Origin of the sequence: Streptomyces sp. 891-h (assembly GCF_022760275.1) — a bacterium.
In the GTDB taxonomy this organism is placed as follows: domain Bacteria; phylum Actinomycetota; class Actinomycetes; order Streptomycetales; family Streptomycetaceae; genus Streptomyces; species Streptomyces spirodelae.
This window is the reverse complement of sequence record NZ_CP050693.1, coordinates 4,404,308-4,430,649: the sequence shown is the minus strand read 5'-3', so window position 1 is coordinate 4,430,649 and position 26,342 is coordinate 4,404,308. Positions and strand designations below refer to the sequence as shown.

Below are 26,342 nucleotides of genomic sequence, written 5' to 3'. Positions count from 1 at the left end.
CATCCCCCGGCCGTCGACTCTGGAGCGCACGCGTATGCACCCCCAGCACCAGCCGCAGCACAGCCACCGCCCGCCCCGCCCGCGAAGACGCGTGCCCGTACTCGTGTGGATCGTGGGCGGCCTCGCCGTGGTGGTGGTCGCTGTGGCGATGGCGACCAGCAGCGGCAGCACCAACGCCACCCGCGACAGCAAGCCCAGCCCCAGCACCACCCCGAAGGTCGACAAGAGCCACCGCGCCGTCGCCGAGAAGGCAGCCGGCATCCCGCCCAAGCCGACCGGCGCCGACCGCGCCGCCTACCTCGACGCAATCGCCGCCGTCGATCCCGCGCTCACCGCCGAGCCTGACAAGGCCATCGACGCCGGCCGCAACCAGTGCAGCGCCCTCGACGGTGGGGCCAGCCGCGTCGACTACCTCGCCGCTCAGCGGTTTGGCACCGACGCGCACCCGCTCACCGACACCCAGGGCGCCGAGCTGAACAAGGCGTTGCGCAAGACGTTGTGCCCGGAGGGGTAGCCATCCGGCAGGTTGCGCCGTGATCAAACCGTGACCTATTGTTGGGGCCGTCTCCGGCATGCCCGGAAACAGACACCACCAACGCCCCGCCACACCCCCGAGTGGCGGGGCGTTTCGCATGCCCGCGCGAGGAGGTGACCACCCATGCCGCGCCCAATCACCGACGAAGACCGCGAGCAGGTGCGCCACCTCCACGCGCAGGGCAAGGCACGCAACCAGATCGCCCGCGAGCTCAGGCGCAGCCCGTCGACCGTCTCGAAGATCGCCCGCGAGTTGGGCATCACGTTCGACCGGGCCGCCGAGGTCGAGACCGCCACCAAGGTTCGCCGCGCCGACCTCGCCGCGCGCCGCGCTGACCTCGCAATCGCGCTTCACGACGTAGCCGAGCGCGAGATCGGGAGAATGACCCAGCCGCAGCTCTACTTCGAGTGGGGCGGCAAGGACCACACCTACGCCGAGAAGTGGCAAGACGAGCCGACACCCGCTGACCGGCGAACCATGATGGCCACCGCGGGGGCCGCCCTCGACCGGTCGCTGAAGCTCTCGCCCGCGCGCGACGAGACCGGCGAGCGCTCCCGGTCCGTGATCGGGCGTCTTATGGACGGCCTCGCCCGCAACTACGCCGAGCGGCACGGCACCGAGACAGTCGGCGATGAGCAGTGAACTCGCCCTCTCGCCCAAGCAGGTAGACAGCATCGTCGAGGCCGCGGCCTTCCTGAACCTGTGGGAAGGCTCGGTTCGCTCCGGCAAGACGATTGCGAGTCTGCTTCGGTGGCTGGGGTATGTAGCCGACCCGCCAAGCGGGGGCGAGCTGGTCATGGTCGGCCGCACCCGCGACAGCCTCGCCCGGAACGTCTTCGGGCCGCTCATGAACCCGGACGTGTTCGGCGAGGTCGCCCAGGATGTGCACTACACCAGCGGTGCGCCGACAGCGACCGTCCTCGGCCGCACCGTGCACGCCCTCGGCGCGAACGACGCCCAGGCCGAACCGAAGGTACGAGGGCTCACGTGCGCCGGCGCCTACGTCGACGAAGCAACGACGCTGCCCAAGTCGTTCTTCGACCAGCTCACGGCCCGTTGCAGCGTGCCAGGGTCGAAGATCTTCGGCACCACGAACCCCGACAACCCCGCGCACTGGCTCCGCAAGGACTACTTGTTGCGCCCGCGCGAGGCTCGGCTCCGGTCGTGGCATTTCCAGTTGGACGACAATCCCGGCCTCGACGATGAGTACAAGGACCGCATCAAGGCCACGCACACCGGGCTGTTCTACAAGCGCAACGTGCTCGGCCTGTGGGTGCAGGCCGAGGGCGCGATCTACGACATGTTCGACGAGTCCGAGCACGTCGTCGATGAGCTGCCGCAGATGCGTCGGCACTGGATCGGCGTCGACTACGGCACCGTGAACGCCACCTCGGCGATCCTGCTCGGCGAGGGTGTCGACGGACGGCTGTACGCGTGCGCCGAGTGGCGCCACGACTCCCGGACCGCGCACCGGCAGATGACCGACGCCCAATACAGCACGGCGCTGCGCAAGTGGGTTGCCGAGCAGGGCGTCACGCCCGAGTGGACTTTCGTCGACCCGTCGGCAGCATCCTTCATCACGCAACTGTGGGCCGACTCCTACCCCGGTGTTGCCCGCGCCTCGAACGAAGTAGTGGACGGCATCCGGTCCGTGGCGAACCTGCTCGGCGCTGGCCTGCTCCGCATCCACCGATCGTGCGAGGGGCTGCTCGACGAGCTGCCCGGCTACGTGTGGGACGAGACAGCCGCCGACAAAGGCGAAGACAAACCCGTCAAGCAGGATGACCACTCATGTGACGCGCTGCGGTACGCCGTGCACTCCACCGCCAACGAGTGGCGGCACCTGCTCCGCCTCGCCGCGTAAGGAGACCGCCCGTGGCCGCAACCGCACCGCTCACTCTGCCCGTACGACTCACCGTCGGCGACCACACCGTCGACGCTGGCGAGCTCACCCTCGAACCCAGCGAGCCGCTGCGCCCCGCAGTCGCCGGATTCCTCCGCGCCGCCGCCGACATCCTCGACGACCAGGAGGTGACCCCGGATGCCGCTCCCTGAGACTGGCGCGCCGTGGCCGCCCCCGCAGATGGCGCCCTTCTACGAGCAGATGCGCGTAAACGACGCCTGGTACAGCGGCGACAAAGACCGCCTGTCCCGCGTCTACGGCAACAGCGCCCGCCCCGCCGAACGGCGCAGACTGTGGGGCCGCAAACGCGCCCAGGAGCAGCACCGCGGCCGGCCGGACAACCGGCTGCATGTGCCGTTCCCCGGCGACATCGCCCGCACCTCGGCCGACCTGCTGTTCGCCGACATGCCGCGCATCAGCATCCCCGACGCCGACACCGCCACCGCCGACCGCCTCGCCCAGCTCATCACCGAGGGGCACCTCAGCCGCACGCTGATCAGTGGCGCCGAGCAGGCTGCCGGACTGTCCGGGGTGTACCTCCGCGCTACATGGGACCGAGAGGTCACAGACCGGCCGATCCTCACAGTGGAGCAGCCCGACGCCGCCGTACCCGTGCACCGCTTCGGCATGCTCCGCGAGGTGACATTCTGGCGTGAGCTGCCGGGCTCCACCACACAGACCGTGTGGCGGCACTTGGAGCTGCACGAGCCGGGCCACATCCGGCACGCGCTGTACGAGGGCACACCCGACAACCTCGGCCGCGCCGTGCCGCTCACCGCACACCCGGACACGGCCGAACTGGTCACCTCCCTCGACCCCGACGGCGACGGGCAAACCATCGCCACCGGCATCAAAGATCTGACCGCCGCCTACGTGCCCAACATGCTGCCGAACCGCCTGCACCGCGGCTCACCCATGGGCCGAAGCGACTACGCCGCACCGCTGTACGACCTGTTCGACAGCCTCGACGAGACGTGGACTTCCTGGATGCGGGATCTCCGGCTCGGCCGCGCCCGGCTGCTCGTCTCCGCGGGCTACCTCCGCAACGACGGGCCCGGGAACGGCGCCACGTTCGACGATGACCGTGAAGTCTTCACCGAGCTGAACATCAGCCCCACCGATGAGCGAACCTCGGGTATCACCGAGTCGCAGTTCGAGATCCGCACCGAGCAGCACCAGCGCACCGCCGATTCGCTCATCCGGCAGGCCGCCATGGGGGCCGGCTACTCCCCCGAGTCGTTCGGTCTGGAGGGCGGCGCCGTCATGACCGCCACCGAGGTCGACGACAACAAGGCGTTGTCGATGGTGACGCGGAAGAAGAAGACGGGTTACTGGGCCGACCCGCTCGCCGACATGCTGTACGTCATGCTGCAACTCGATGTCGCGCAGTTCGGGCAGCGCATCACTCCGGCCCGGCCGACTGTGGAGTTTGGGACAGGTGTTGTCCCGTCTCCGGAGCGGACCGCGCAGACAGTCGAGATGCTGTCGCGCGCCGAAGCGATCTCGACGGAAACGAAGGTGCGTATGGCGCACCCGGAGTGGGACAAGACCGCCGTGGAAACCGAGGTGACGCGCATCCTCAGCGAGCGTGACGCGCCGGCCGCCGATCCTGTGGGCACGTTCCCGATGTGACGCGAGGGGGTGAGCCCATGCCGATACATCCGGGCATGGTCGAACCCCTCGCCGAGCGCACCCGCGATCTGTACGCGAGCGCCGAGGAGCGGCTACTCGGCATCATCGCTCGGCAGCTCGCGGCCGGCCTCGACGCGCCCGGGTGGGCCGAGCGGAAGCTCGCCGCCGTACAGGCGTTGCGCCGGTCGTCTCAGGCCGTTGTCGACGAGCTCGGCCGCGCCGTCACGCTTGACGTATTCGACGTGGTGGCCGAGTCGTACAACACGGGCCACCGCGCGGGCGTGGCCGAGCTGGGCGCGCTCGACGACGACGCCCGACGGCTGGTCGACGAGGTCACCCCGCAGGCGCAAGCTGTCGACCGGATCGCACAGGAAACCGTCGACCGCCTCACGGCGACGCACCGCAGCATCCTGCGGGCCGTCGTCGACGGATTCCGCGACATCGTCTCGACCGTCGTTGGTGACGTGGCTCTCGGCACCGCCACCCGCAGGCAGGCCACGCAGAACGCCATGCAGCGCTTCGCTGACCGCGGCATCCGCGCGTTCGTCGACCGCTCCGGCCGACGCTGGCAGCTCACGTCATACGCCGAGATGGCCGTACGCACGGCGACCGCGCGCGCTGCCACCGAGGCGCACACGCGCACGCTCACCGACGCCGGTATCGAGCTGGTCATCGTGTCGAACGCGCCGCGCGAGTGCCCTCTCTGCCGCCCGTGGGAGGGCCGCGTACTGGCCATCGACGGGCCGACCGGCGAGCGCACGATCGAGGCCGAGCACGCCATCGAGGACGGCCGTACCGTCCGCGTGCGCGTCGCCGGATCGCTCGACGAAGCGCGCCGCGCCGGACTCCAGCACCCCAACTGTCGGCACAGCGTGTCCGCCTACACCCCGGGTCTGACAGTCGCCGAGCAGGCCGAGAGCGACCCGGCAGGGTACGAGGCCGGGCAGCGGCAGCGCGCCATCGAACGGAACATCCGCAAATGGAAGCGCCGCGAGGCCGCCGCCGTCTCCCCGGAGGCGCAGCGCGCCGCCCGCGCGAAAACGCGGCAGTGGCAGGGCGCCATGCGCGACCACCTCGCCGCGCACCCGGACCTGCGCCGTCTGCGGGCGCGCGAGCAGCCCGGCGCCTCGAACTTGCCGAAGCCGCGCCGCGAGGCGACGCCCGAGCAGGTCGACGCCACCCGCATCTGGTCGGGCGACGACGCCAGCGTGCGCGAGATGAGCGACGACCAGCTCGCCGCCGCCATGCGGTCGAACCTGCTCGACGACCGGGCCCGCGGCAGGATCGAGGCCGAGGCCGACCGCCGCGACCGCGAGCAGCTGCTCGACCGCGTGCAGGGCGACGTGCGCCGCGGCGATCTCACCGCGTACGGCGACGACGAGCTCGCCCGCGCCGTGCCCCTGCTCGACAACGAGACGGATCTACTCGCCGTCATGGCGGAGATGGACCGCCGCGACCTCGCCGCACGCCTGCCCGGTGTCCGGCCCGAGCTGGCGCGTCTGTCCGACACCGACCTCGCCGCACGGGCCCGCAACGCCGACCCCGGCGCCCTCGCGGACCTTGCAGCCGAGGCCAACCGGCGCGACATGCTCGCCCGGCACTTCCCGCGCGGACGGTTGTCCGACGATCTGTCGGACGTGTCCGACGACGACCTCGCATGGTGCATGCAGTACGCCGACGAGGGCGAGCTCGCCCGGATCGCTGCCGAGATGGACCGCCGCGACGCCGTGCCGATGCCGGCCGCGTCGGACACGGGTGACCCGGTGGTCGACCTGCTCGCCGACCGCGACGCGCTCGCCGAGGCAATGAAGCCTGCGCCGGACGCCGAGGAGTGGGGGCGGCTCGCCGACGACGACGCATGGTCGGACGTGTCCGACGCTGTGTCGCGCACGTCCGACGCGTCCGACGAGGAGCAGGAGGAGCGGCGTATTACGCGCCGTGAGGCCCGCGCGCTGTACGACGAGTACGTGTACGACCAGTACCTCAAGGCGGAGGACGAGTGTCGCGGCTACCTGCTCAACAAGCGGGCCGAGGCCGACGGCGTCGACCCGACGACCCTGTTCTCCGGACCGGCGAGGATCGCATACGCCCGCGCGTCCGACGAGCTCAAAGAGTGGTGGGCCCGGCACGGCCGTATGACTCAGGCCGAGTTCATCGAGAAAGCGACTGGCGTTCGGTCGGCCGCCGCCGAGCGGGCCCGGCAGAATGAGGCCGAACACCAGCAGCGGAGGTAGCTCGTGGGTACGCGTGAGGAGATCGTCCGGGCCGTGACCGACGGCCGCGAGGCAGGCCGCCGCGGCGACCGCCCGACCGCCTGCCCCCACCCGCGTGACAGCGTCCTCCGCCGCGCGTGGATTCGCGGCTACGCCGAGACACGCCCCGTGCGCGACCGCGCCGAGTAGCGCCACACAGACCAGCACCACCCCCGAGGGCCCGCCAGGAGCGGGCCCTCACTGCTATGCCCACACGCCCGCCAGGAGCGGGCCGACCAGCCCCAGGAGGGCACCCCCATGCGCAAGCACACCCACGCCCGCGCGCGCCGAGACGGCGCCGGATGGGCCCACCCCTACAGCGTCACCCCGTGGTCCCCGGTCCTGTACGCCGACGGAGGGCAGGGCGGCGCCCCGGGAGGACAGCCCGCAGGGGGCGACCCCAACGGCGGGCAGGGCGGCAACGGCGACCCGGCAGGGCAGGGCGGGCAGGACCCGAACGCCCCGAAGCCCGGCGAACCGGTGGCCGCTGAGGGCGACGAGTCCAAGCTCCCCGCGTGGGCGCAGAAGGCACTCGCCGACGCCCGCAAGGAGGCCGGCAAGTCCCGTGTCACCGCGAAGGAGAAGGCCGCCGAGGAGGCGCGTACCTCGCTCGCGCAGGACATCGGCAGGGCGCTGGGCCTGGTGCCCGACGGCGAGCCCGCCGACCCGGCGAAGCTCACGGAACAGCTCACCGCCTCGCAGGCCGAGGCGCGCCGTACTGCCGTCGAGCTGGCCGCGTACAAGGCTGCGCACGCCGAGGGCGCCCGCGCCGACCGGCTGCTCAACTCGCGTTCGTTCGCCGACAAGCTCGCCGAGCTCGACCCCGGCGCCGAGGACTTCGACGACCAGCTCAAGGCCGCCATCAAGGCCGAGACGGACGCCGACCCGGATCTGTACCGCGCCGCGCCCGCTGGGCCGCCGCGTGGGGGTGCCGAGTTCAACGGGCCCCCGGCCACCGACAGGAAGCCGAGCAACCTCGGCGAAGCGATCGCCGCCCGGCTGGGCGGCTAACCCCAGACAGGAGTACCGCCCATGGCCGTGACGCTGGCCGAGGCCAAGAACAACACACAGGACGACGTCGACGTTCAGGTCATCGACGAGTTCCGCAAGGAGAGCGCCATTCTCGATGCGCTCGTGTTCGACGACGTGGTCAACCCCGCGGGTGGCGGAGCGACCCTCACCTACGGATACCGCCGGTTGATCACGCAGCCGACCGCGGATTTCCGTGCTCTCAACAGCGAGTACACAGACACGAACGTGCAGACGGAGCGGTACACGGTCGACCTCGCGGTTCTCGGTGGCTCGTTCTCCGTCGACCGCGTGATCGCGAAGCTCGGCCCGGCAGCGTCCGGCGCCGTCACGCTCAACATGAACCAGAAGATTAAGGCCGCGCGCACCCGGTTTCAGGACGCTGTGATCAACGGCGACACCGCGACCGACGCGCGCGGCTTCGACGGCCTCGACAAGGCCCTCGTCGGCTCCGACACCGAGTTCCGCGCCGGCCAGGTGACCGACTGGACGGACTTCGACACCGACCCGCGCGCCGAGCAGAAGGCCCTCGACGTGCTCGACGAGTGGCTGTCGCTGCTCGACGGCGCCCCGACCATGGTTCTCGGCAACAGCAAGGCTCTCGCCCGCGTCCGGGCGCTGGCCCGCCGCGCCGGGCAGTACACCCGCGACCCGGTCGATGGGCTGATCGGTGCCAACGGGCGCCCGATCGTGCGCGAGTCGTACGGGGGCGTGACCTTCCTCGACCCGGGCGAGAAGGCCGGCAGTAACAGCCCGATCATTCCCGTCGAGGGGCGCACCATCGGCGGCACCGCCGAGACCGGGCTGACCGACCTGTACGCGGTCCGCATCGGCCTCGACGGTTTCCACGGTGTCTCCACCGTGGGCGGTCAGCTCGTGCAGACGTGGCTGCCGGACTTCTCCGGGGCGGGCGCCGTCAAGCGCGGCGAGGTGGAAATGGGGCCCGTGGGTGTCGCGCTCAAGGCAACCAAGGCCGCATCGGTCTTCCGCAACGTCAAGGTCCAGTGAGGAGCGCTCCACCCATGAAGCACACCATCATCGCCCCCGTCGCCGAGTTCACGGGCGTTGTCGCCGGAGTGCACTTCGCCGACGGCAAGGCCGAGACCGACAACGAGAACGCCGTCGCGTACTTCCTGCGACAGGGCTACACCGTCAAGCCGGGCGACAGCGCCCCGGCAGGGAAGCCGGACGACGGCACCAAGACGACGGGGCGTACCCGGAGCAAGCCGAAGGAGGAGTAGGCCATGGCCCGTGTCTACGCCACTCCCGAGCAGCTTTCGGCGTGGACCGGGCAACCGGCTCCCCCGGGCGCTGAGCGGCTGCTCGCCCGCGCCAGTGAAGATGTGGACGACGCCCTACTCACGGCCGCCTACTGCACTGACGCGGCGGGCATGCCGACCGATCCGGCGATCGTGACCGCCCTCGCGGACGCGACCTGCGCCCAGGTCGAGTACCAGCTCGCCACGGGCGACGACGGGACCGGGGCGGCCGGCCGGTGGGACAGCGTCAGCATCGGGCCCGTATCTCTGTCCGGCCGCAAGGATGGCCCCACCACCGCCACCGATGTGGACCTCGCCCCCCGAGCGCACCGCGCACTACGGCGGGCAGGTCTGCTTCCGGGGGTGATCTGGTGAACGTCCCCCGGTGGCTGCTGTGCCATCGCATCACGGTCGAGCCGTACGCGGGTGATTCCGCATACGGGCCGACGTACGGCCCCGCGGTCGAGGACGTGCCCGCGCTGGTCGCCGAGACGGTGCGCACCGTGCGGGACAAGGACGGCCGCGAGGTCACCAGCACAGCGCAGATCATTGCCGCGCCCGGTCTCGACTGCCCGGCCGAGTCTCGTGTCACCCTGCCCGACGGCCGGACGACGCGCGTTCTCACAGTCGCGCAGCACACCGCGCCCGGACTGCCGGTGCCTCAGTCGTCGGAGGTGATGTGCGAGTGACACAGCGCGTGCGTATCCGCTGGAACCCGCGGGCGGCCGAGAGCCGCACCCGCGCGGGCGCGGCCCGGGGCGTACGGCTCGCCGTCGAGCACTTGCTACAAGTGTCGCGGGCCCGTGTCCCCATCGAGGAGGGGACGTTGGAGCGGTCCGGGACGGCGACGGTCGACGAGCAGGAGCTCACGGGCGCCGTTGCGTACGACACCCCGTACGCCGTGCGGCAGCACGAAGAGATGAACTACCGGCACGACGCCGGCCGCGGCCCGAAGTACCTCGAACAGCCGTTGAACGAGGAGGCCGCGGCCATGCAGCAGATCATCGCTGCCCAGGTTCGGCGGGCCCTGCGGTGAGCGTCGTACACGGGCTGGCGCTGCTGCTCGACTCGCTCGGCCTACTGTCGTACACCCCGGACGGCACGGCTGGTGACACGTTCGTCGGCACCATGCCGCCGACCCCGCCCGAGGCGGTGTCGCTCACCGCGTACGACGCGGGCCCGCAGAACGCTGCAATCGCGTACGACGCGGTATCGGTGCAGGTGCGAGTACGCGGTACGACAGACCCGCGCGTGTCCTACGACCGTGCGTACGACGTGTACGACGCGGTGAACGGGCTGTCGGACACGACCTTGCCGGACGGAACGGCCGTCATCATCTGCACTGCGACGACGCCCTCGCCGATGGGCCCGGACGGCAACGGCCGACACGAGCACGTCGTACGCGTCTCCGTCGAGTACGACGCCCCCACCACACACCGCGCGTAGGACACCACCACCAACACCCCGCAGCGCCCCGCCTGTGGGGCGCCCACGCATGCCCACAGGGAGGACTCATGGGACGCCCTATCAGCGCCCGCGACTGGATATTCGAGGTCGAGGACGAGGACGCCGCTACCGCAACGTGGCTGACACTGACCAAGGTCAACAGTTGGACGCTCAACCGCGGTGAGAACGAAGAGGTCGCCGACACCACCACCAACGATTCCGACGGCCAGTACGAGCAGGACATCATGCAGCGCGGCGCCACGATCGAGCTAACCGGGCTGTACTCGGCGACCACGGGCGTCCAGGACCCGGCACAGCAGTACGTCGACACCGTGTGGACCGTCGGCGTCGGCGAGGCGTCAAGGAATCGTTTCCGCTACCGGCACAAGGACCAAACCGAGTGGACGGTGTGGGAGGCGACCGCCACCCCGGGCGAGGTCGGCGGAGAGCACAACGCCAAGACCACATGGGGTGTCACCATCACCCGGTGCGGTCCCGCCAGTAAGGAAACGGTGGTGGCCGCGTGAGCGACGAGCAGTACGGCCAGGAGCACGACGAGCAGCCGAATACGGCGGACTGGGATGCGTTCTGGGCCGAGGAACGCGTCGAGCCCGAGTTCGACGGGATGCCGTTCCACATGTTCGAGAAGGAATGGCACCTGCCCTCTCGGCTCCCCGCGCTGATTCAGGTGCAGATGCACCGCGTACGCGAGTCGGCCGACCCGGAAGACATCGAGAACCTGCTCGGTGCGCTGCTGCCCCGCGACTTGGTGGACGAGCTGATTCGCCGCCGAGCCGACGATCGGCGCATGGCGATCCTGCTCGCGTGGGCAGTCGCCAACACCGCTACACCCGGCAGTCTCTCGCTGGAACGGGCGCGGCAGCTCTACGACGAGCGGGACAGCACCCCGGGAAAAGCCCGCAAGCCGCGGCCGAGCGGCAGCAAGAACAAGAAGCGCAAGAGTTCTGGTCGGCGGTAGTCCGCCACTGGGCGGCAGTCGAGGGTGACCTCTCCGCCGTCCACCACCTCACGGCCGACCAGCTCGCCCGCCTCACGCTGCGCCGCTTCCTTGTGCTGATCGGCTCCCTGCCTCCCGAATCCCGGTTCGCGCGCGCCTGGCGCTCGACGCCGCGGCACGTCGTCGACCCGAACGAGATCGCCCGACTCACCGCGTAGCGCTCGGGCGCACAACCACAACTGCATAGGGGGTGCGTGTCCGTGGCGCTCACCGTGGGGGAGCTCACCGCGCTGGTTGATGTCGACGACAGCGGCATGTCGTCCGGCCTCAACCGCGCCGAGGGCCGCGTACGCACGGCCGGCCGTGAGATGGGGGACGAGGCCGCGCGCGCGGGCCGTCAGGCTGGTGACGCGCTCGGCGAGGGCGTCTCGCGCGGCGTCGACAGTGGGTTGCAGGACACCCGCCGTCAGTTCGCCGAGGCCGGGCAGGAGGGGGGCGCCGCGCTCGCCGATGGCGCCGCAGACGGCACCGAGGGTGCTGGGGAGCAGATCGGCGGCCGGTTGCAGGGCATGAAGGGCGCCGTGGCCGGTGGTGCTGCTGCGCTCGGCGCGGCGGCCGGCGCCGCGCTCGTGGCTGGGATGGTCGAAGCGCTGGATCAGTCCCGCATCGTCGGCAAGCTCGGCGCGCAGCTCGGTGCCACTCCGGCCGAGGCGCGGCGGTATGGCGAGATCGCAGGCCGTATGTACGCCGACGCGATCACCGAGGATTTCCAGGGCGCGGCCGACGCGATCTCGGCGACGATGCGTTCGGGGCTGCTGCCACCGGGCGCGACGAACGCACAGATCGAGTCCATCTCGACGAAGGTCTCGGATCTGGCGTCGACGTTCGATCTAGACCTCGGGCAGACGGCCAACGCGGTCGGCCAGATCCTCAAAACGAAACTCGCGCCGAACGCGCGGGAAGCGCTGGACGTGTTGACGCGCGGCATGCAGAAAATGGGGCCGCGCGCTGACGACCTGATGGACACGTTCAACGAGTACAGCACGCAGTTCCGTCAGCTTGGTATCGACGCCAAGACCGCGACCGGGCTCATGTCGCAGGGCCTCAAAGCCGGTGCGCGCGATACCGATGTTGTCGCCGACTCACTGAAAGAGTTCGTCCTTATCGCGCAGGGCGGCGGTGACGAAGTCGACAAGGCGTTCGCAGCCATCGGCTTGTCCGGCAAGGAAATGCAGCGCGTTTTCACCAAGGGCGGGCCGAAAGCCAAAGAAGCACTCAACAAGGTTTTCGACGGGCTGCGGAAGATCAAAAATCCGACCGAGCGATCCACGCTCGCCCTCCAGCTTTTCGGCACCAAGTCGGAGGACACGCAGCAAGCGCTTATGGCGCTCGATCCGTCCTCGGCAGTCAGCGCGCTCGGCGATGTCGGCGGCGCCGCCGACAAGATGGGCAAGACCCTGCGAGACAACGCAGGTACCCGCGTTGAGAAGTTCAAGCGCACCTTGCAGCAGGGCTTCGTGGAATTCCTCGGCGGCACGGTGATTCCGGCGCTCGGGAAATTCACGGACTCTTTCCGTGGTGCTTTTTCGGGTGTCGGCCGTGCGCTCTCGGATTTCTGGGAGGAGATTCAGCCCAGCCTCGAAAAGCTGCAAGGCGTCTTCTCTGAGATCAGTGCGGCTTTCTCCGGCGAGGGTTCCGACGGCGGCCTAGGCGCCAAAGTGGAATCTTCCCTAGGCGAAGCCGCGCAGATTATTCAGGATGTCGTGACGCTGATCGACGAAATCTGGTCGAAGCACGGCGACAGCATCCTCGAAGTGGCGCGCTCCGTCTGGGACACCATAGGTCAGTACGTGTCCAGTGCGATGCAATTCGTAAAGGGCATCATCGAAATTGTGACTGGGCTGATCTCAGGCGACTGGGGGAAAGTCTGGCAAGGAATCCAGGACATGACGGGCGGCATCTGGGGAATGCTGATCGCTCTAATCGAGGGCGCCCTGAAACTCCTGTGGAAACTGCTGAAACTCGGCCTGAAACTGATAGGCCAGATCATCGCCGACGGCTGGCAATGGGCGGTCGACAAAACCAAGTCGAAATGGCGCGGACTAGTCGACTGGTTCGGAAATATTCCCGACTGGCTGCTACGCAAAGCAAGCCCTATGGCGGGAAAACTCAAGGATCTGGCAGCGCGCGCTGGAAAGGGCTTCAAAGACTGGCTCGCCCGCAAATTCCGCGAAGCTATCGACTACGCCTCTGGAGTACCGGGCCGCATGTCACGAGCCGTAGGCGACGTAAAAGACCTGCTCGTCGACAAGGGCAAAGACATCGCGCGCGGCCTGTATCGCGGTATCAAATCCATGGGCGGATGGCTCAAGGACAAGCTGATCAGTTTCGCGAAAAGCGCGATCCCGGGCCCGGTCGCGAAAGCGCTCGGCATTCACTCGCCGTCGCGTGTGATGGCGCAGCAGGTCGGCCGCTGGATTCCCGCGGGCATCGTGGCCGGCATCGACCGCGGGCGCGGGCAACTCGACTCCGCCATGCGGTCGCTGGTGACTCCCCCGCCGGTGCCGCGCATGCAGCTCGCCGGGGCGCCTGCGGGCGCGGCGGCGAGTGCGTACGGCGGCCTGTACGGCGGCCGGTCAGACGGCCCGCTGTTGCAGGTCGAGCACTGGCACGCGGCCGAGCACGGCAGCCCCGACGACAATGCGCGCGCTCTGGCGTGGGCCGCGAAAGCGAGGGGGTGAGCCGTGGCGCCCGGCGATCTCGTCACCCGGCGCGGGCAGGTGCAATACGGCGACCTGCTGCTCGGCCGCGGCACTCCCTACCGGTGGGCACGCCTGACGGGTTGGGGTGAGCTGCCGGGGCTCGACTCGGGCACCGTGGCGCGGCCGGACGCGCACGGCGCGATCCCGGGAACCCTGCTCGCTCAGGCGCGCACGATCGGTCTTGACGGGCTGGTGGTGCGCGCCCGCGCGGCCGAGCTGGGCGCCGTGGTCGGCCGGTTCGAGTCCGGCACGGTGCCAGTCGTCGACGAGCTGCCGCTCGTGGTGTGGCTGGATGAGCGGGGGCCGCTGCTGTGCTGGGCCCGGTGCATGCGCCGTGACCTGCCCGTCGGCAAGGGCTACAACACTGGGACGCTCGTCGATGGCGCGGTCGAGTTCGAGGCGACGGACCCGCGCCGGTACGCGCTCGACGAGCAGACCGCCAGCGCTGGACTGCCCGCGCCTGAACCGGGCCTGTCCTGGCCGCTCGACTGGCCGCTCGACTGGGGAGCCCCGGGTGAGTCCGGAGCCCTCACGGTCACCAACCTGGGGAACGCAGACACGCATCCGGTGATCGAGTTCCGGGGGCCGATGGCGCGCCCCTCGCTCACTAACATCAGCACGGGCGACGCCCTCGAATACGACCTGCCGCTCGGCGCCGATGACCTGCTCGTCGTCGACACTCTCGCGGGCACGGCCACGCTCAACGGCACCGCCTCACGGCTGTACGCGGCGACAGCACGCTCGGCCCCCGAGCAGACATTCACCTTTCCTCCCGGCGAGACGGCTCTCGTCCTGCGCGCCACGGGCGAGCCGGATGCGTCCGTGACCGTCCGGTACCGCTCGGCCTACTGGTAAGGAGACACCCCGTGACCGTGCGCGCTGCATGGCTGCTGCCCAACGGGCAGACCCGCGAGGACACCCGCGTAACCCCGGTCGGCACGGTGACGCCCGAGGGCGAGCTCACCAGCCGCGGCGGCGTCATTCCGGGCGGGGCGCCGCTGCTCGCCGCTCCGGCTGGCGCGATGACGCTACAGATCGGCGTCGGCCGCGCCGTGGTGCAGGGCACCACGGCGCAGGGCCCGTACCCGGTCGCGGTCGACGCGCCGGAACTGGTCGACATCGCCCCCGGCGACGCCCTCGACCGCATCGACACCGTGATCGTGCGCGTGCTCGACGGCATGTACGACACCGAGGGGCAGACCACGGCGGTAGTCGAGCTGGTGCAGGGGGAGCCAGCGGGCGCCCCGACACCGCCCGCGCTGCCGCCCGCATCGCTGCCGCTGTGGGACGTGCGGGTACGCGCGGGCGCCTCGGCCTCGACGGGCGGCGTCGACTGGGCATCGGCCCTCACGGACCGCCGCCGGTACACCGTCGCCGTGGGCGGCATCGTCCCTCGCGGCGCCACGGACGACGAGGCCGCGTACGACGGCGCGTACCGCGACCGTGGCGGGGTGCTGGAACGCTGGGACGCTGCGGGCGACGCATGGCGCCCATACCGGCCGCCGGAGATCCCCGCCGAGAGCATCACGTCCGGCTTTCTGGCGGGAACCGGCTGGTCAGTGAACACATTCGACGCCCGCCGCCGGAACGGCACGGTGACGTGGTCGGTGTACTTGAGCCGCACGGGCGGCAACCTCAGCGACTCCAACAACCTGCCCGACAGCTTCGTCGGCTCCCTCCCTGCCGGGTGGGCGCCCCTGTTCGCGTTCGAGGCCCCGGCGACCGATGGCTACGGCGACGGCGTGGCCCGGTGCGATCCCGACGGGCAAGTGACCCTGCGGACGTGGTCGCCCGGCATCGTCCTCGAAAAGGGTCACAACCTCCGCATCAGCGCCACCTACGTGCAGTGATCCCGAGGGGGTGCCGTGATCCCGACCCCCTCAACGACCTACCGCGTGCTACTTACGGACCTGCTGACCGACCGGCTCGTCGACTCTCTTCCCGTACAGGGCCTCGCCCTTGACGACTACATCGGCAAAACCGGGAGCTTGCGCGGCGTTGTGCCCACTCCGAACGCTGAGATTGCGCAGCGAGCGCGCCGGGCGCTCACCCCGGGCCGCACCGGTCTGTGGGTCGAGCGTGGCCCGGATATCTGGTGGGGCGGCATCCTGTGGACCCGTAAACCTGGGATGGACGACCGCGGGAATCTCGGCGCGGAGATTCAAGCTGGCGGCTGGGAGTCCTACCTCTACCGCCGGTTGCTGGTCGACGACTACGCCGCGACCGCCCGCGATCAGTTCGACATCGTGCGCGACTTGCTCGCCTACGTGCAGGCGGCGCCCGGGGGTGACCTCGGTATCGAGGCCGACCCGGGTCTATCTGGTGTGCTGCGTGACCGCGAGTACAGCCGGTACGACCTGCATAGCATCGGTGACCTGCTCGACCAGCTCGCCGAGGCAGAGCAGGGGTTCGAGTGGCGCATTGCTTCGTATCGACGCGATGACCGCACCCGGGCGCGGCGGCTCCAGCTCGGGCACCCGACGCTGCGAACGGGCGCGGCCGACGTGGTGCTCGACCACCCCGGGCCGATCCTGTCGTATGCGTGGCCGTCCGACGCCACCGAGATGGCGACCGCATGGCAGTCGCGCGGCGCATCCATCAACCGCAACCAGACAGAGGACAGCGTCCCTCTCACCTCGCCACTGTTGACCGCCGAGCAGGACATCACGAACGGGTGGCCGCGGCTCGACGGCACCAGCGACTACAGCACGGTTGAGCGTCAGGACGTACTCGACGGGCACGCGCGAGCCGACCTCGCCGCCGCCCGACGCCCCGTCGAGATACCCGAGGTCGAGGTACTGCTCGGCGGACTGGTCAGCCCCGCACTGATCGGCGCCACCGTCCGTATCCGTATCCGCGATCTGTGGCACCCCCGGCCGTTGGACGCCCGGTTCCGCGTAGTGGGCATGTCCGTCTCCCCGCCCGAGCGTGGCCGTCCCGAAACGGCACGGCTGTATCTGGAGGTGCCGTGATGGCGCACGTACCGCGCGACCTCCTCGACCGCATCGCGGCCCTTGAACGCGAGGTGCGGACCCTGCGCGGTCGGTCACAGATCCGGCCCGCCCTCGACTCCGTGACAGCTGGCGATGTGGTGATCGGCCGCGGTGGTCAACTGATGGCGGAGACACCCGACGGATACCGGACTTTTGCTGTCGGGCAGACCCGCGACGGCGACTGGGGCGTCGGTATCGGCCGCGACGACGGCACCAGAGCGCTGACCGTCGGCGATGAATCCGGCACTGACGCGCAGATGATCCGCATGTTCAGCCGCGACGGCGACGTGATCGTGATGGACGACGCCTACGCCGACGGCTACCTCGGCCGCCCATGGGTCCCGGTGCCCATGGCCAGCGCCGTACCCATCACCGCGGCCGAGTGGTCAACCGCATTCGTCGGGCAGTGGTGGGTGCAGCATGCCGTGCTGCTCGCGCACTTCACCGTCTACGCGCCCGCTGGCACCACGTGCGAGGCACGTCTCGTGATGGGCAGCGGAGCCGACCAGCAGCAGCTCGGGGCCGTGCTCACGGCCTCGGACGGCGCCGAGCCGTCCACCACCGTCCGCGTTACCCGCAGCATGCACGACCGCGCCCATGGTGCGGGCGCGTCGCTGCGTATCCAGACTCGCCGCACATCCGGCACCGGTACCGGCTCGGTCTGGTGCTGGGGCTTGTGGGGCGTGAACGCCACGTCGGCCGCAGACGCCGACTGATGACCCGAGAGGATCGCCCCTTGGCATCGCTGCCTGAGTCCATCCCCACCGTCACTGTCACCGCCCGCTACCTACGGCCGAACGGCACTCCACTCAAGGGCAAGGTCACGTTTCGGGCCCCGGCGCTGCTGACGTTCGGCGGTGCTGACCTCATGCTCGCCGGGCCCGTCGAGGCACCCCTCGACGCGTCGGGCGCAATCGCCGTGGTGCTCCCCGCGACCGACGCGCCCGGCATGGACCCGATCGACTGGTCGTACACGGTCACCGAACAGCTCGAAGGCGTGGCGAGTAACCGCTCGTACTCTCTCCTGCTCCCGCTCAACGACCCGGAGGTCGACCTCGCCGACGTAGCCCCGACCGACCCCGCGAATCCGAACTACGTACGCGGCGCGAGTGCCTACGAGATCGCCGTCGCCGAGGGTTTCGTCGGCACGCCCGTGCAGTGGCTCGACTCCCTCGTCGGTCCCGCCGGACCGCAGGGACCGGCCGGCCCGGAAGGTCCCCAGGGGCCGCAGGGTCCGGAGGGCCCGCAAGGGCCGAAGGGGGACCCGGGCGACGGCTCGGTCAACTCCGTAAACGGCGACTTGGGCCCCGACGTGGTGCTCGACGCAGCCGACGTAGGCGCTGTGCCGGACACCGCGCCGGGAGCACCGGGCGGCGTCGCCCAGCTCGACGGTGCGGGCGTTCTGCCCGCCGCGCAGCGGCCGACGTACACCGCGGCTGATGTGGGGGCCGTCGCTCTCGCCGATGTGGGCACCCCGTCTGGCGTCGCCGAGCTCGACGCCACGGGGAAGGTACCGACCGAACAGCTTCCGCCGCTGGGGACTGCGGAGCTGCCCGTCATCGACCCGACCGCGCCCGGGTACGGCGCCACGGGCGACGGTACGACGGACGACGCTCCCGCGCTCCAGGCCGCCCTCAATGCCGCGCGTGACGCGGGGGGTGGCTGGATCATCGTCCCGCCCGGCACCTACCGGTGCGCCACGCTGCCGCTGCGCATCTACCGGCGAACGCGGCTCACGCTCGCCCCGGGTGCGTCGTTCCTGCGGGGCGCCCCGGAAACGTTTCTCCTCAACGGGGACGCCAGCCAGGCGTACGGCGGGTACTCCGGGCACGGTGACCTGATCATCGAGGGTGGGCTGTGGGACATGCGTGCGACCGACTTCCCGACCGACCCGGACATGTGCATCAGCATCGGCCACGCCCGCAATGTGACCATCCGGGATCTGGAGATCCGCGACGTAGCGGGATACCACGGCATCGAGATCAATTCGACGAAGCAAGCGATCATTTCCGGCTGTTCGTTCCGCGGCTACCTCGACACCGGAGGCAGAGCATTCAGCGAGGCGGTACAGGTCGACGGCGCGTTCCGCGCGTCTGTCTTCGGCGGTTTCGGCCCGTACGACTCGACACCGACGGAAGACCTCGTCATGCGTGACTGCTACGTGGGCCCTTCCGGCACGGCGGGCACGGTGGCGTGGCCGTCGGGTGTCGGCTCACACAGCGCTACCTGGGGCCGCTGGCACCGCCGCATACGCGTCGAGGGCAACACCTTCGAGGGCGGCGCTCAGTACGCGGTGAAGCCGTACATCTGGGAAGCGAGCGCGATCTCCGGCAACACGTTCGCCGCGTGCGGCGGCGGTGTGTGGGCGCGCACGCTCGACAGTTCGAAGGTGGCCGACCGCACCGACTCGGATGGCGTTGACCGCGGGTCCTCGCAGCTCTCGACCGGGCTCGTCATCGACTCCAACGTGTTCACGGGCACGGCTGGATTCAGCGAGCCGATCTATGTGCAGGGCGAGGATTCCGGCCGCTGGTACGGCCTGGCCGTCACCGGCAACACCATCGACGGCAGCGCAGGCAGCGAGAACGGCATACGGCTGGAGTACGTATCCCGGTACACCGTGACCGGCAACGTCGTGTCCAACATCGCCAATACCGGAATCAGTCAGCAGTGGGTCAGCGATGGTGTGGTTGCCTCGAACCGCGTCTACGAGCTCGGCGGGTCGGGCATCTCGTGCGACGACGGGGCCGACATGCTCATCGACGGGAACCTGATCACGTACGCCACGGTCAACGGCATTCACACGCTGAGGGGCGCGAACCTCACGGTGTCCAACAACGTCGTGAAGGGTGCCGGCACGGGCGGGAGCGGCTACGGCTACCGGTGCACGTCCGGCACCGACCGGCTCACGCTGACCGGCAACTCGTACTCGATGGGCCCGACGAGTCCGCTCGCTCTCTTCGCCATCAGCATCACGAGCACCGTGAGCAACGTCCGGCGCTGGGGCAACCGCGTGAAGGGCGAGGCCGCGGGCGATATCGGCGACGACACCACGTCGCCCGTGCTGTCGCCGTACGACGACGAGCACTGACCCCACCGCACCCCGCACGCCCCGGCATCGCGCCGCGGGCGTTTTTTCATGCCCAGGAGGCACCACCCGTGGCTCGAATGCCCGGCGCCACATGGCGCCCGATCCCCGTCAACTACACCAACGGCGGGCAAGCCAGCGTGCGCGGCGTCGTCGTGCACATCATGGCCGGCACGTTGAGCGGCACCGACTCGTGGTTCCGCAACCCCCGCGCGCGAGCGTCGAGCCACTTCGGCGCCGGAAAAAGCGGCGCCCTGTACCAGTGGGTTGACACGTCCGACCGTGCGTGGGCGCAGGCGTCCGGCAACTCGAATTGGCTGTCGGTCGAGAACGAGGGCAAGGGCGGCGACCGGCTGACCGACGACCAGCTCGACGCCAACGCCCGCGTACTCGCGTGGGCGCACGACCGGTACGGCGTGCCGCTCAAGGTCGCCAGCTCGACCAGCGACCGCGGCCTCGCGTATCACGCGCTCGGCGGCTCCGCGTGGGGCGGGCACACCTCGTGTCCCGGCTCCCGGATCGTCGCCCAGCTCCCCGAAATCGTCGACCGCGCCGCCCGGCTTGCGGGCGGCAACACTCACCAGGAGGACAACGACATGCAGCTCGACGACGCCGTGAAGCTCGGCGCGTGGGTCCAGAAGACCTTCCCGAAGCAGAAGGGCTTGCAGGACGGCGAGATTTCCGTCCGTACCGCGCTCGGGTCCGGCTACGCGTACGCGCACATCGCTGCCGACAACAGCACCGCGATTCTCGCCCAGCTCGGCGCACAGGCCGCCACGATCGAAAAGCTCGCCGACGCCCTCGGCGGCGGCGGGCTCACCGCAGCCGAGATCCGCGCCGCCGCCGAGGCCGGCGCCCAGGCCGCCCTCAACCGGCTCGGCTCCGCACTGACCACCCCGGAGGACTGACCCATGACCGACGCCGCGAAGCGCACCGTGCGCACCGTCATTCAGGGTGTGGTGGCGTTCGCCGTCGCCCTGCCTGCCATCGTCGACGCGTCCGGCATCCCCGAGTCCCTTCCGTGGGTGGCTGGCGCGCTCGCCGTCGCTGGCGGACTCTCCCGCGTGATGGCCCTGCCCGCGGTCGAGCAGCTGCTCGACCGCGTCGGCCTCGGCCTGGTCGAGCAGGGAGGCGACAGCACCCGATGACCGATCCGACCCCGAACGACCCGGCCGCGGTCGCACTTGAGCTCGAACGACTGCGCCGGTCGGTCGAGGTCGGGTTCGCCCGCGCCGATGGCTCCCTCGCGCTGCTGGTGCAGCGCAGCGACCAAACAGACGAAGCGATCAAGGATCACGAGCAGCGCCTCGCGACGCTGGAGCGGTCCCGGTGGCCGCTGCCGTCGGTGGCCGCGCTGGTCGCCATAGCCGGACTGCTCGTGTCCCTGTACACCGCCGCACAGTGATCGCCCCCGGCCCGCGTGGCATCCTGCCCACGTGACGACGCCGAAGTATCGCGAGATCGAGAACACCATCCGGGCCCGTATCGCCGACGGCACGTACCCGCCCGGTACAGCGCTCCCGTCCGAGGATGCCCTCGCCGCGGAGTTCGGCGTCACACGGCCCACCGTGCGTGCCGGACTGGCGGAATTGCGCTCGACCGACGCGGTAGCGGTGATCTCCGGTCGCGGGGCGTTCGTCCGTGATCCCGAGCTCACCGCGCTCCGACGCGAGCGTGATGTCGCGTGGGAGATGGCCAAGCGGGAGGCCGACCGCGCCGAGCAGGCCGAGGCGACAGTACGCCGTGCGCTCGACCTCGCCGCCGAGCTGGAGACAGAAGGGCATGCCGAGGTGGCCGCCCGTATCCGCGACACACTCGAACCGTAGGCACAGTGAAACGCCCCCCGTCCCGGCAGCGCGCCGGGGCGGGGGGCGTTTTGTCGTTGGTCTACCGGTCGAGCTGGCCGTCGGCGACGCCTGCCACGAACGCGGCCCACTGCTCAGCAGCGAAGGTCAGTACCGGGCCGTCGGTGCGCTTACTGTCGCGGGTGTCGACCGCCTCGGCGATGCGAACCTCGACGCAGTTCTGTGTGCCGTTGCTGTAAGAGGACTTGAACCAGTCGGCACGGGGGGTCTCAGAGTTGTTCATGCTTCCTCGCCATGTCGTAGATGAGACGCCGTGACGCGTGCTCATCGAGGGCTGTTTTCCAGATGCTGTCGAAGGCGTCGGCGAATGCCTCCACCTCCTTGGGCTTGTCGAGGTAGAGGCACCCCGTGTACCCGTCTGCGTACACAGTGGGCGGCTCACTGTCCGTACCGTCACCCAGGACCGGGAACCGCAGGATGACGAAAGGACCCGACAACGCGCCACGATGCAGGCCAGCCGCGAACGGCACGACTCTGATCACGACGTTGTGCCACTCTGCCACGTCCCCGAGCCGCCTTAGCTGTTCCGCCATGACGGCAGGGCCTGCGACGGTACGATGCAAGATTGCCTCGTTGAGTACCAGCCGCAGCGTTGGAGGGCTGGCCGCACGCGTGAGCAGCGTTTGACGCTCGATCCGTAGCTGTACGCGCTGCTCGATCTCCTCGTCGGTGTTGTGCGGGTTGTGTTCCCGAACGACGGCGCGGGCATACGCCTCGGTCTGAAGTAGGCCCGGCACGAGCTCGGCCTCGTACGAGTCGAGGCTCGTCGCAGCCTCTTCGAGACCGATATACACGTCGAAGCCCTCGGGGATCACGTCGCCGTACGAGTGCCACCACCCGCACGATTTCGTCTCTTTCGCAAGCCCCATCAGAGCTCTGGTGATGTCGGGCGATGCGCCGTACACCTTGCACATCGTCTCCGCGTCGTGGCTGCGGAGTGATGTCTGGCCGGTCTCGATCCGCCACATCTTCGCTTCGGACCACTCCAGCTCTTGCGCGGCTGCGCGCACTGTGAGCCTGGCCTGATTCCTCAGATCGCGTAGGTACCGCCCCAGTTGCCGACGCGGCACCGTGCTGCCAGTCGATCTCTCCGGCATCCCCGCACCCTCCCCTGCACTCATTATGAAGGACTTCCGACGCTACAAATGAAAGCGTCGTAGCGCTCCATTCGCAATGCATGTCACCAATTTGGGGTCGCTTCCTGAATTCTCGAAGTGAAGTCTTGCAGATTCATGGAAGCGGGGAGCACTCTTGTGCCCCTGAGACCGCAACCCCCTTGCTCACACCGGGATTTGGGGACACGGCTGCGTGCGGCGTCGGGCTCCGACCGCCCGCGAGCCCTCGCAACGAAACTGCGGAGAGGTACCTCTATGAGCTACCGCATCGGCGCATACGTCATCGACCGGCGTACCAACTCGCTCGGCCGCGTCATGGGCCACGATGGGCCCTACCTCCTGCTGCGCCCACCATGCGGCGGCACCGAATGGGACTGCCCGCCCAGCGCCGCGCGACTTGCCACGGAGGCCGAGCGCCACGCGGCCGGCATCGCCGCCAACGGCGCCACGCGCGACCGCGCCGAGGGGGCCCGACAGTGAGACGCGCCGCGCTGAGCGCCCTGCGCGGCTGGTGCGCCTACTGCGAGGCCGACCGCGACGACACCGTGCAAGTGGCGGTCATCGAGCGCGGCTCGGGACCGCCGCACGGCCTGCGCATGTGCCTCGTACACGCGAGCCAGTACGCCCAAACCCGCCACGCTCCGCCAGGGCTCGCGGCTGAGGTCACGCGCCTGTGGAACGAGCGAGAGGAGCCCGCCCCGTGATGCACACCCTGCGCCACCGCGTCATGACCACCTGCGGAATCGCCGGGCCCGTCCTACTGCTCGCGATCGGATTCGGCACCGGCTTCATCATCGCCGCCGCGCTCCACACCACCTCCTGACTCCCGCCCGCGCCGGAGAGCCCCCTTCCCTCACAGGACCGGCCCGGCACGGGCGGGCAGCCTCCGGCCGACGGCAGTTCCTGACGTACACCGCCGTCGGCCGGAGGCACACCAGCGCACCACCCACGGCGACCGACGGGTCAGGGTCGCACCACACATCAACAGAGAGGCAGTCACATGCACGCTTCACTGCTCACGCGGGAAGCCTTCCCGCTCGCCCCCGAGGGGGGCCGCACCCCGCACAGCAGCGCGCCGCCGAGCGGGTCGGACTCGCGCCCGTGGGTGCTGCGCTTCGCGGAGATCCCGGACGCCGCGCGAGCCATCGTGAAGCCGCCGGCCGTCTACGACAACGAGTTGCAGATGTCGCGCGGCCTGTACGACGGGCCGCTGCCCTACATGCAGACCCACACCCCCACCATCCCGGACGGCGACCCGGGGAACCCGCCGCCGCTCGACGAGGGCCCGAAGGACTGACGCCCTCATGCCCACCGTCCTCGTGATCGCAGCGCAAGACGACTGGCCCACTGACCGCATCGTCAAGGCCCTCACGGACGGTGGTGCGGAGGTGTTCCGCATGGACACCGCCGAGTTCCCGCAAGAGCTCACCCTCGCCGGGCGCCTCGACGCCCGGCGAGGGTGGTCTGGGGGGCTCACCACCGCACACCGCGCCGTCGACCTGGCCGACATCTCCGCCGTCTACTACCGCGCCCCGAACCCCTTCGTTCTGCCCGGCACCATGTCTGAGCCTGAGCGGCGGTTCGCCGCCGCTCAGGCCCGCGCCGGCCTCGGCGGCATCATCACCGCCCTCGACTGCCGCTGGATCAGCCATCCCGCCGCCATGTCCCGCGCCGAGTACAAGCCGCTCCAACTCGCCACCGCACGCGCCTGCGGCCTCACCGTGCCGCCCACGCTCATCACCAACAGCCCGGACGCCGTCCGCACGTTCGTCGGCGATGTCGGGGGCCGCGCCGTGTGCAAGCCCGTCGCCACTCCGGTGTTCATCGAAGACGACAAGGTCAAGACCGTCTACACCCGCCGCCTGTCCGAGGAAGACCTCGCGGACCTACGCGGTATCGACACCACGGCGCATCTCTTTCAAGCGTGGGTCGACAAAGCACACGAAGTGCGAATGACCGCCGTCGGCGACCGCCAGTTCGCCGCAGAGATCCACGCCGCCAGCACCAACGCACATATCGACTGGCGCAGCGACTACGCCTCGCTCACCTACCGGACCACAACGCCCCCCGACTGCGTAGCCGACGGCGTGCGACGCTACATGCGCCAGCTCGACCTACGATTCGCCGCGCTCGACTTCATCGTGAGCCCCGACGGCGCCTGGACGTTCCTGGAGGCGAATCCGTGCGGGCAATGGGATTGGATCGAGCACGCGACTGGCCTCCCCATCGCGCAGGCCATCGCCGACGAGCTACAAGGAGCCACCACGTGACCGCCCCCACCATCGACCGGGCCCGCCCGTACATGGCAGCGCTCGCCGACCAGCTCACCGCGGCAGGCGCCACACGTAGCCGACGGTGGGAAGACGCTTTCGGTAGCGTTCCCCGGCACCTGTTCGTGCCCCGCTGGTACGAGCAGGAGACCGACGAACGGGGTATCGCCGTATGGCGCGAGCGGCGGGCCGCCGACGACCTCGCCGCCGTCTACCGCGATCAAACCCTCGTGACCGCGCTCGACCCTGCCACCGCCGAGCAGGTCGACGACACGGCATGGACCGGCATCCCCACCTCATCCAGCACCCTGCCCCGCCTGATGGCCGGCATGCTCGAAGACCTCGCCGTCGAGGACGGACACCGCACCCTCGAGATCGGCACCGGCACCGGCTACAACTCGGCGTTGCTCAGCTACCGACTCGGCGAGCACCTGGTGTACTCCGTCGATGTCGACCCGGCGCTCGTCGAGACAGCGCGGCAGCGTCTCGCCGAGGCCGGGTACACGCCCCAGCTCGCCGTAGGCGACGGAACGCACGGGCACCCGGCTGGCGGCACGTTCGACCGGATCATCGCCACCTGTTCCGTGCCCACCATCCCCGATGCGTGGCTCGGCCAGAGCAGGCCCGGCACGGTCGTGCTCGCCGATGTCGCTCTCGGCATCGAGGGCGGCCTCGTCCGCCTCACCGTCGACAACCAAGGCCGGGCCCTCGGCCGCTTCACCAGCACCAGCGGTCGCTTCATGGCCGCCCGCACCGACGCCGCCAGCTACGCACCGCCACAGCAGGCCGAGCAGGCGCCAGCAGCGGAGACGCGACGGACAACCGTCACCGCCGCAGACATCCGAGCCAACTACCCCTTCCGCCTGCTGCTCGCCTTCCACCTGCCCGGCACGCAGCTCGTGTACCACGTCGACAACGCCGGAGCGATGGCGCTCCAGCTCCAGCGCTCCGATGGCTCATGGGCACGGGCCCCCCTCGCCGCCGCGGACAGCCCCGCCACTGTCACCTATGGCGGCGACCCGGGGCTCTGGCGAGAGGTCGAGGCCGCGTGGCGCTGGTGGACCCACGCGGGCCGCCCCGCACAGGACCAGATCGCGTATGCCCGCGAGGCGGACGGCAGGACCTACGTGTGGTACATCCCCGACGGGACACAGTGGGATCTGCCGAGCGCGTAGCGCCAGCAGCAACAGCAGCGCCCCCGGCGAGTGACCGCCGGGGGCGCTGTGATGTGGCTC

General features: G+C 69.9%; 34 protein-coding genes. 32 read left to right on the top strand and 2 right to left on the bottom strand.

Features of this window, described 5'->3' with window-relative positions; translation table 11 throughout:
• The first annotated feature begins 34 nt into the window (after nt 1-34).
• From HC362_RS19445 to HC362_RS19315, 26 genes are all read left to right on the top strand, one after another.
• The gene (locus HC362_RS19445) at nt 35-514 is read left to right on the top strand and encodes a DUF732 domain-containing protein (protein WP_243085295.1); all 480 of its coding nucleotides are present in this window, start codon (nt 35-37) and stop codon (nt 512-514) included.
• Nucleotides 515-658: 144 nt separating this feature from the next.
• The gene (locus HC362_RS19440) at nt 659-1,177 is read left to right on the top strand and encodes a helix-turn-helix domain-containing protein (RefSeq protein WP_243085294.1); all 519 of its coding nucleotides are present in this window, start codon (nt 659-661) and stop codon (nt 1,175-1,177) included.
• Nucleotides 1,167-2,399: a PBSX family phage terminase large subunit gene (locus HC362_RS19435; RefSeq protein ID WP_243085292.1), complete on the top strand. Its 1,233-nt coding sequence runs from the start codon at nt 1,167-1,169 to the stop codon at nt 2,397-2,399. Before HC362_RS19440 ends, HC362_RS19435 begins: the two co-directional genes overlap by 11 nt.
• An 11-nt stretch (nt 2,400-2,410) precedes the next feature.
• Entirely contained in the window at nt 2,411-2,590 is a 180-nt protein-coding gene (locus HC362_RS19430; protein WP_243085291.1) for a hypothetical protein, read from the top strand.
• A complete protein-coding gene (locus HC362_RS19425) occupies nt 2,577-4,070 on the top strand; it encodes a phage portal protein (protein WP_243085290.1) in 1,494 nt (497 codons plus the stop codon). Before HC362_RS19430 ends, HC362_RS19425 begins: the two co-directional genes overlap by 14 nt.
• 17 nt (nt 4,071-4,087) lie before the next feature.
• Complete coding sequence (locus HC362_RS19420; protein ID WP_243085289.1) at nt 4,088-6,304, top strand: phage minor capsid protein; 2,217 nt, start codon at nt 4,088-4,090, stop codon at nt 6,302-6,304.
• A gap of 3 nt (nt 6,305-6,307) precedes the next feature.
• Entirely contained in the window at nt 6,308-6,472 is a 165-nt protein-coding gene (locus tag HC362_RS19415; RefSeq protein ID WP_243085288.1) for an Rmf/CrpP fold protein, read from the top strand.
• Between the two features lie 108 nt (nt 6,473-6,580).
• Nucleotides 6,581-7,333: a hypothetical protein gene (locus HC362_RS19410; RefSeq protein ID WP_243085287.1), complete on the top strand. Its 753-nt coding sequence runs from the start codon at nt 6,581-6,583 to the stop codon at nt 7,331-7,333.
• A 21-nt stretch (nt 7,334-7,354) separates the two neighbouring features.
• The gene (locus HC362_RS19405) at nt 7,355-8,359 is read left to right on the top strand and encodes a major capsid protein (protein ID WP_243085285.1); all 1,005 of its coding nucleotides are present in this window, start codon (nt 7,355-7,357) and stop codon (nt 8,357-8,359) included.
• A 14-nt stretch (nt 8,360-8,373) separates the two neighbouring features.
• Complete coding sequence (locus HC362_RS19400; protein ID WP_243085283.1) at nt 8,374-8,592, top strand: hypothetical protein; 219 nt, start codon at nt 8,374-8,376, stop codon at nt 8,590-8,592.
• Between the two features lie 3 nt (nt 8,593-8,595).
• On the top strand, nt 8,596-8,985 hold the full coding sequence (locus tag HC362_RS19395; RefSeq protein WP_243085282.1) for a hypothetical protein: 390 nt from the start codon (nt 8,596-8,598) through the stop codon (nt 8,983-8,985).
• Complete coding sequence (locus tag HC362_RS19390) at nt 8,982-9,299, top strand: hypothetical protein (RefSeq protein ID WP_243085280.1); 318 nt, start codon at nt 8,982-8,984, stop codon at nt 9,297-9,299. The genes HC362_RS19395 and HC362_RS19390 overlap by 4 nt, the downstream gene beginning before the upstream one ends.
• Complete coding sequence (locus HC362_RS19385; RefSeq protein ID WP_243085278.1) at nt 9,296-9,646, top strand: hypothetical protein; 351 nt, start codon at nt 9,296-9,298, stop codon at nt 9,644-9,646. The genes HC362_RS19390 and HC362_RS19385 overlap by 4 nt, the downstream gene beginning before the upstream one ends.
• Nucleotides 9,643-10,056 (top strand): minor capsid protein, encoded by a 414-nt coding sequence (locus HC362_RS19380; RefSeq protein WP_243085276.1) that lies wholly within the window; start codon nt 9,643-9,645, stop codon nt 10,054-10,056. The genes HC362_RS19385 and HC362_RS19380 overlap by 4 nt, the downstream gene beginning before the upstream one ends.
• Before the next feature lie 68 nt (nt 10,057-10,124).
• Entirely contained in the window at nt 10,125-10,583 is a 459-nt protein-coding gene (locus tag HC362_RS19375) for a hypothetical protein (protein ID WP_243085275.1), read from the top strand.
• Nucleotides 10,580-11,035 carry a hypothetical protein gene (locus HC362_RS19370; protein ID WP_243085273.1) on the top strand — a complete coding sequence of 152 codons (456 nt, stop codon included), beginning with the start codon at nt 10,580-10,582 and terminating at the stop codon, nt 11,033-11,035. The genes HC362_RS19375 and HC362_RS19370 overlap by 4 nt, the downstream gene beginning before the upstream one ends.
• 239 nt (nt 11,036-11,274) lie before the next feature.
• Nucleotides 11,275-13,755, top strand: a complete 2,481-nt coding sequence (locus HC362_RS19365; RefSeq protein WP_243085272.1) for a phage tail tape measure protein — start codon at nt 11,275-11,277, stop codon at nt 13,753-13,755.
• Nucleotides 13,756-13,758: 3 nt separating this feature from the next.
• Entirely contained in the window at nt 13,759-14,631 is an 873-nt protein-coding gene (locus HC362_RS19360; protein WP_243085270.1) for a phage tail domain-containing protein, read from the top strand.
• 11 nt (nt 14,632-14,642) lie between these two features.
• Nucleotides 14,643-15,626 carry a hypothetical protein gene (locus tag HC362_RS19355; protein ID WP_243085269.1) on the top strand — a complete coding sequence of 328 codons (984 nt, stop codon included), beginning with the start codon at nt 14,643-14,645 and terminating at the stop codon, nt 15,624-15,626.
• A 45-nt stretch (nt 15,627-15,671) separates the two neighbouring features.
• On the top strand, nt 15,672-16,748 hold the full coding sequence (locus tag HC362_RS19350) for a hypothetical protein (RefSeq protein WP_243085268.1): 1,077 nt from the start codon (nt 15,672-15,674) through the stop codon (nt 16,746-16,748).
• Nucleotides 16,748-17,485 (top strand): hypothetical protein, encoded by a 738-nt coding sequence (locus tag HC362_RS19345; RefSeq protein ID WP_243085266.1) that lies wholly within the window; start codon nt 16,748-16,750, stop codon nt 17,483-17,485. The genes HC362_RS19350 and HC362_RS19345 overlap by 1 nt, the downstream gene beginning before the upstream one ends.
• Nucleotides 17,486-17,505: 20 nt before the next feature.
• On the top strand, nt 17,506-19,860 hold the full coding sequence (locus HC362_RS19335; protein ID WP_279240123.1) for a right-handed parallel beta-helix repeat-containing protein: 2,355 nt from the start codon (nt 17,506-17,508) through the stop codon (nt 19,858-19,860).
• Between the two features lie 77 nt (nt 19,861-19,937).
• A complete protein-coding gene (locus HC362_RS19330; protein ID WP_243088707.1) occupies nt 19,938-20,765 on the top strand; it encodes a peptidoglycan recognition family protein in 828 nt (275 codons plus the stop codon).
• Nucleotides 20,766-20,768: 3 nt separating this feature from the next.
• Nucleotides 20,769-21,005 (top strand): hypothetical protein, encoded by a 237-nt coding sequence (locus HC362_RS19325; protein WP_243085263.1) that lies wholly within the window; start codon nt 20,769-20,771, stop codon nt 21,003-21,005.
• A complete protein-coding gene (locus tag HC362_RS19320) occupies nt 21,002-21,262 on the top strand; it encodes a hypothetical protein (protein ID WP_243085261.1) in 261 nt (86 codons plus the stop codon). Before HC362_RS19325 ends, HC362_RS19320 begins: the two co-directional genes overlap by 4 nt.
• Before the next feature lie 31 nt (nt 21,263-21,293).
• Nucleotides 21,294-21,683 carry a GntR family transcriptional regulator gene (locus HC362_RS19315; protein ID WP_243085259.1) on the top strand — a complete coding sequence of 130 codons (390 nt, stop codon included), beginning with the start codon at nt 21,294-21,296 and terminating at the stop codon, nt 21,681-21,683.
• Nucleotides 21,684-21,744: 61 nt separating this feature from the next.
• Here the strand turns inward: HC362_RS19315 and HC362_RS19310 are convergent, their stop codons facing one another.
• Together HC362_RS19310 and HC362_RS19305 are read right to left on the bottom strand one after the other, a co-directional pair.
• Nucleotides 21,745-21,945 carry a DUF397 domain-containing protein gene (locus HC362_RS19310; RefSeq protein WP_243085258.1) on the bottom strand — a complete coding sequence of 67 codons (201 nt, stop codon included), beginning with the start codon at nt 21,943-21,945 and terminating at the stop codon, nt 21,745-21,747.
• Nucleotides 21,932-22,819 carry a helix-turn-helix transcriptional regulator gene (locus HC362_RS19305; protein WP_243085257.1) on the bottom strand — a complete coding sequence of 296 codons (888 nt, stop codon included), beginning with the start codon at nt 22,817-22,819 and terminating at the stop codon, nt 21,932-21,934. The genes HC362_RS19310 and HC362_RS19305 overlap by 14 nt, the downstream gene beginning before the upstream one ends.
• A gap of 273 nt (nt 22,820-23,092) precedes the next feature.
• Between HC362_RS19305 and HC362_RS19300 the strand changes: the two genes are divergently transcribed.
• The 6 genes from HC362_RS19300 (at nt 23,093) to HC362_RS19280 (ending at nt 26,282) form a co-directional block, all read left to right on the top strand.
• Nucleotides 23,093-23,317: a hypothetical protein gene (locus HC362_RS19300; RefSeq protein ID WP_243085256.1), complete on the top strand. Its 225-nt coding sequence runs from the start codon at nt 23,093-23,095 to the stop codon at nt 23,315-23,317.
• Nucleotides 23,314-23,541, top strand: coding sequence for a hypothetical protein (locus tag HC362_RS19295; RefSeq protein WP_243085254.1), 228 nt, complete (start codon nt 23,314-23,316; stop codon nt 23,539-23,541). The genes HC362_RS19300 and HC362_RS19295 overlap by 4 nt, the downstream gene beginning before the upstream one ends.
• Entirely contained in the window at nt 23,538-23,660 is a 123-nt protein-coding gene (locus HC362_RS34920; protein ID WP_279240122.1) for a hypothetical protein, read from the top strand. The genes HC362_RS19295 and HC362_RS34920 overlap by 4 nt, the downstream gene beginning before the upstream one ends.
• A gap of 177 nt (nt 23,661-23,837) precedes the next feature.
• Complete coding sequence (locus HC362_RS19290) at nt 23,838-24,134, top strand: hypothetical protein (protein WP_243085253.1); 297 nt, start codon at nt 23,838-23,840, stop codon at nt 24,132-24,134.
• A gap of 7 nt (nt 24,135-24,141) precedes the next feature.
• Entirely contained in the window at nt 24,142-25,107 is a 966-nt protein-coding gene (gene tgmB, locus HC362_RS19285) for an ATP-grasp ribosomal peptide maturase (RefSeq protein ID WP_243085251.1), read from the top strand.
• Entirely contained in the window at nt 25,104-26,282 is a 1,179-nt protein-coding gene (locus HC362_RS19280) for a methyltransferase domain-containing protein (protein ID WP_243085250.1), read from the top strand. Before tgmB ends, HC362_RS19280 begins: the two co-directional genes overlap by 4 nt.
• Nucleotides 26,283-26,342: the final 60 nt, after the last annotated feature.

Bases quoted from the DNA above. Each gene is read 5' to 3' on its own strand.
- HC362_RS19445 (WP_243085295.1), top strand. From the start codon at position 35: ATGCACCCCCAGCACCAGCCGCAGCACAGCCACCGCCCGCCCCGCCCG.
- HC362_RS19440 (WP_243085294.1), top strand. From the start codon at position 659: ATGCCGCGCCCAATCACCGACGAAGACCGCGAGCAGGTGCGCCACCTC.
- HC362_RS19435 (WP_243085292.1), top strand. From the start codon at position 1,167: ATGAGCAGTGAACTCGCCCTCTCGCCCAAGCAGGTAGACAGCATCGTC.
- HC362_RS19425 (WP_243085290.1), top strand. From the start codon at position 2,577: ATGCCGCTCCCTGAGACTGGCGCGCCGTGGCCGCCCCCGCAGATGGCG.
- HC362_RS19420 (WP_243085289.1), top strand. From the start codon at position 4,088: ATGCCGATACATCCGGGCATGGTCGAACCCCTCGCCGAGCGCACCCGC.
- HC362_RS19410 (WP_243085287.1), top strand. From the start codon at position 6,581: ATGCGCAAGCACACCCACGCCCGCGCGCGCCGAGACGGCGCCGGATGG.
- HC362_RS19405 (WP_243085285.1), top strand. From the start codon at position 7,355: ATGGCCGTGACGCTGGCCGAGGCCAAGAACAACACACAGGACGACGTC.
- HC362_RS19400 (WP_243085283.1), top strand. From the start codon at position 8,374: ATGAAGCACACCATCATCGCCCCCGTCGCCGAGTTCACGGGCGTTGTC.
- HC362_RS19395 (WP_243085282.1), top strand. From the start codon at position 8,596: ATGGCCCGTGTCTACGCCACTCCCGAGCAGCTTTCGGCGTGGACCGGG.
- HC362_RS19375 (WP_243085275.1), top strand. From the start codon at position 10,125: ATGGGACGCCCTATCAGCGCCCGCGACTGGATATTCGAGGTCGAGGAC.
- HC362_RS19345 (WP_243085266.1), top strand. From the start codon at position 16,748: ATGGCGCACGTACCGCGCGACCTCCTCGACCGCATCGCGGCCCTTGAA.
- HC362_RS19330 (WP_243088707.1), top strand. From the start codon at position 19,938: ATGCCCGGCGCCACATGGCGCCCGATCCCCGTCAACTACACCAACGGC.
- HC362_RS19325 (WP_243085263.1), top strand. From the start codon at position 20,769: ATGACCGACGCCGCGAAGCGCACCGTGCGCACCGTCATTCAGGGTGTG.
- HC362_RS19320 (WP_243085261.1), top strand. From the start codon at position 21,002: ATGACCGATCCGACCCCGAACGACCCGGCCGCGGTCGCACTTGAGCTC.
- HC362_RS19310 (WP_243085258.1), bottom strand. From the start codon at position 21,945: ATGAACAACTCTGAGACCCCCCGTGCCGACTGGTTCAAGTCCTCTTAC.
- HC362_RS19305 (WP_243085257.1), bottom strand. From the start codon at position 22,819: ATGCCGGAGAGATCGACTGGCAGCACGGTGCCGCGTCGGCAACTGGGG.
- HC362_RS19300 (WP_243085256.1), top strand. From the start codon at position 23,093: ATGAGCTACCGCATCGGCGCATACGTCATCGACCGGCGTACCAACTCG.
- HC362_RS19290 (WP_243085253.1), top strand. From the start codon at position 23,838: ATGCACGCTTCACTGCTCACGCGGGAAGCCTTCCCGCTCGCCCCCGAG.
- tgmB (WP_243085251.1), top strand. From the start codon at position 24,142: ATGCCCACCGTCCTCGTGATCGCAGCGCAAGACGACTGGCCCACTGAC.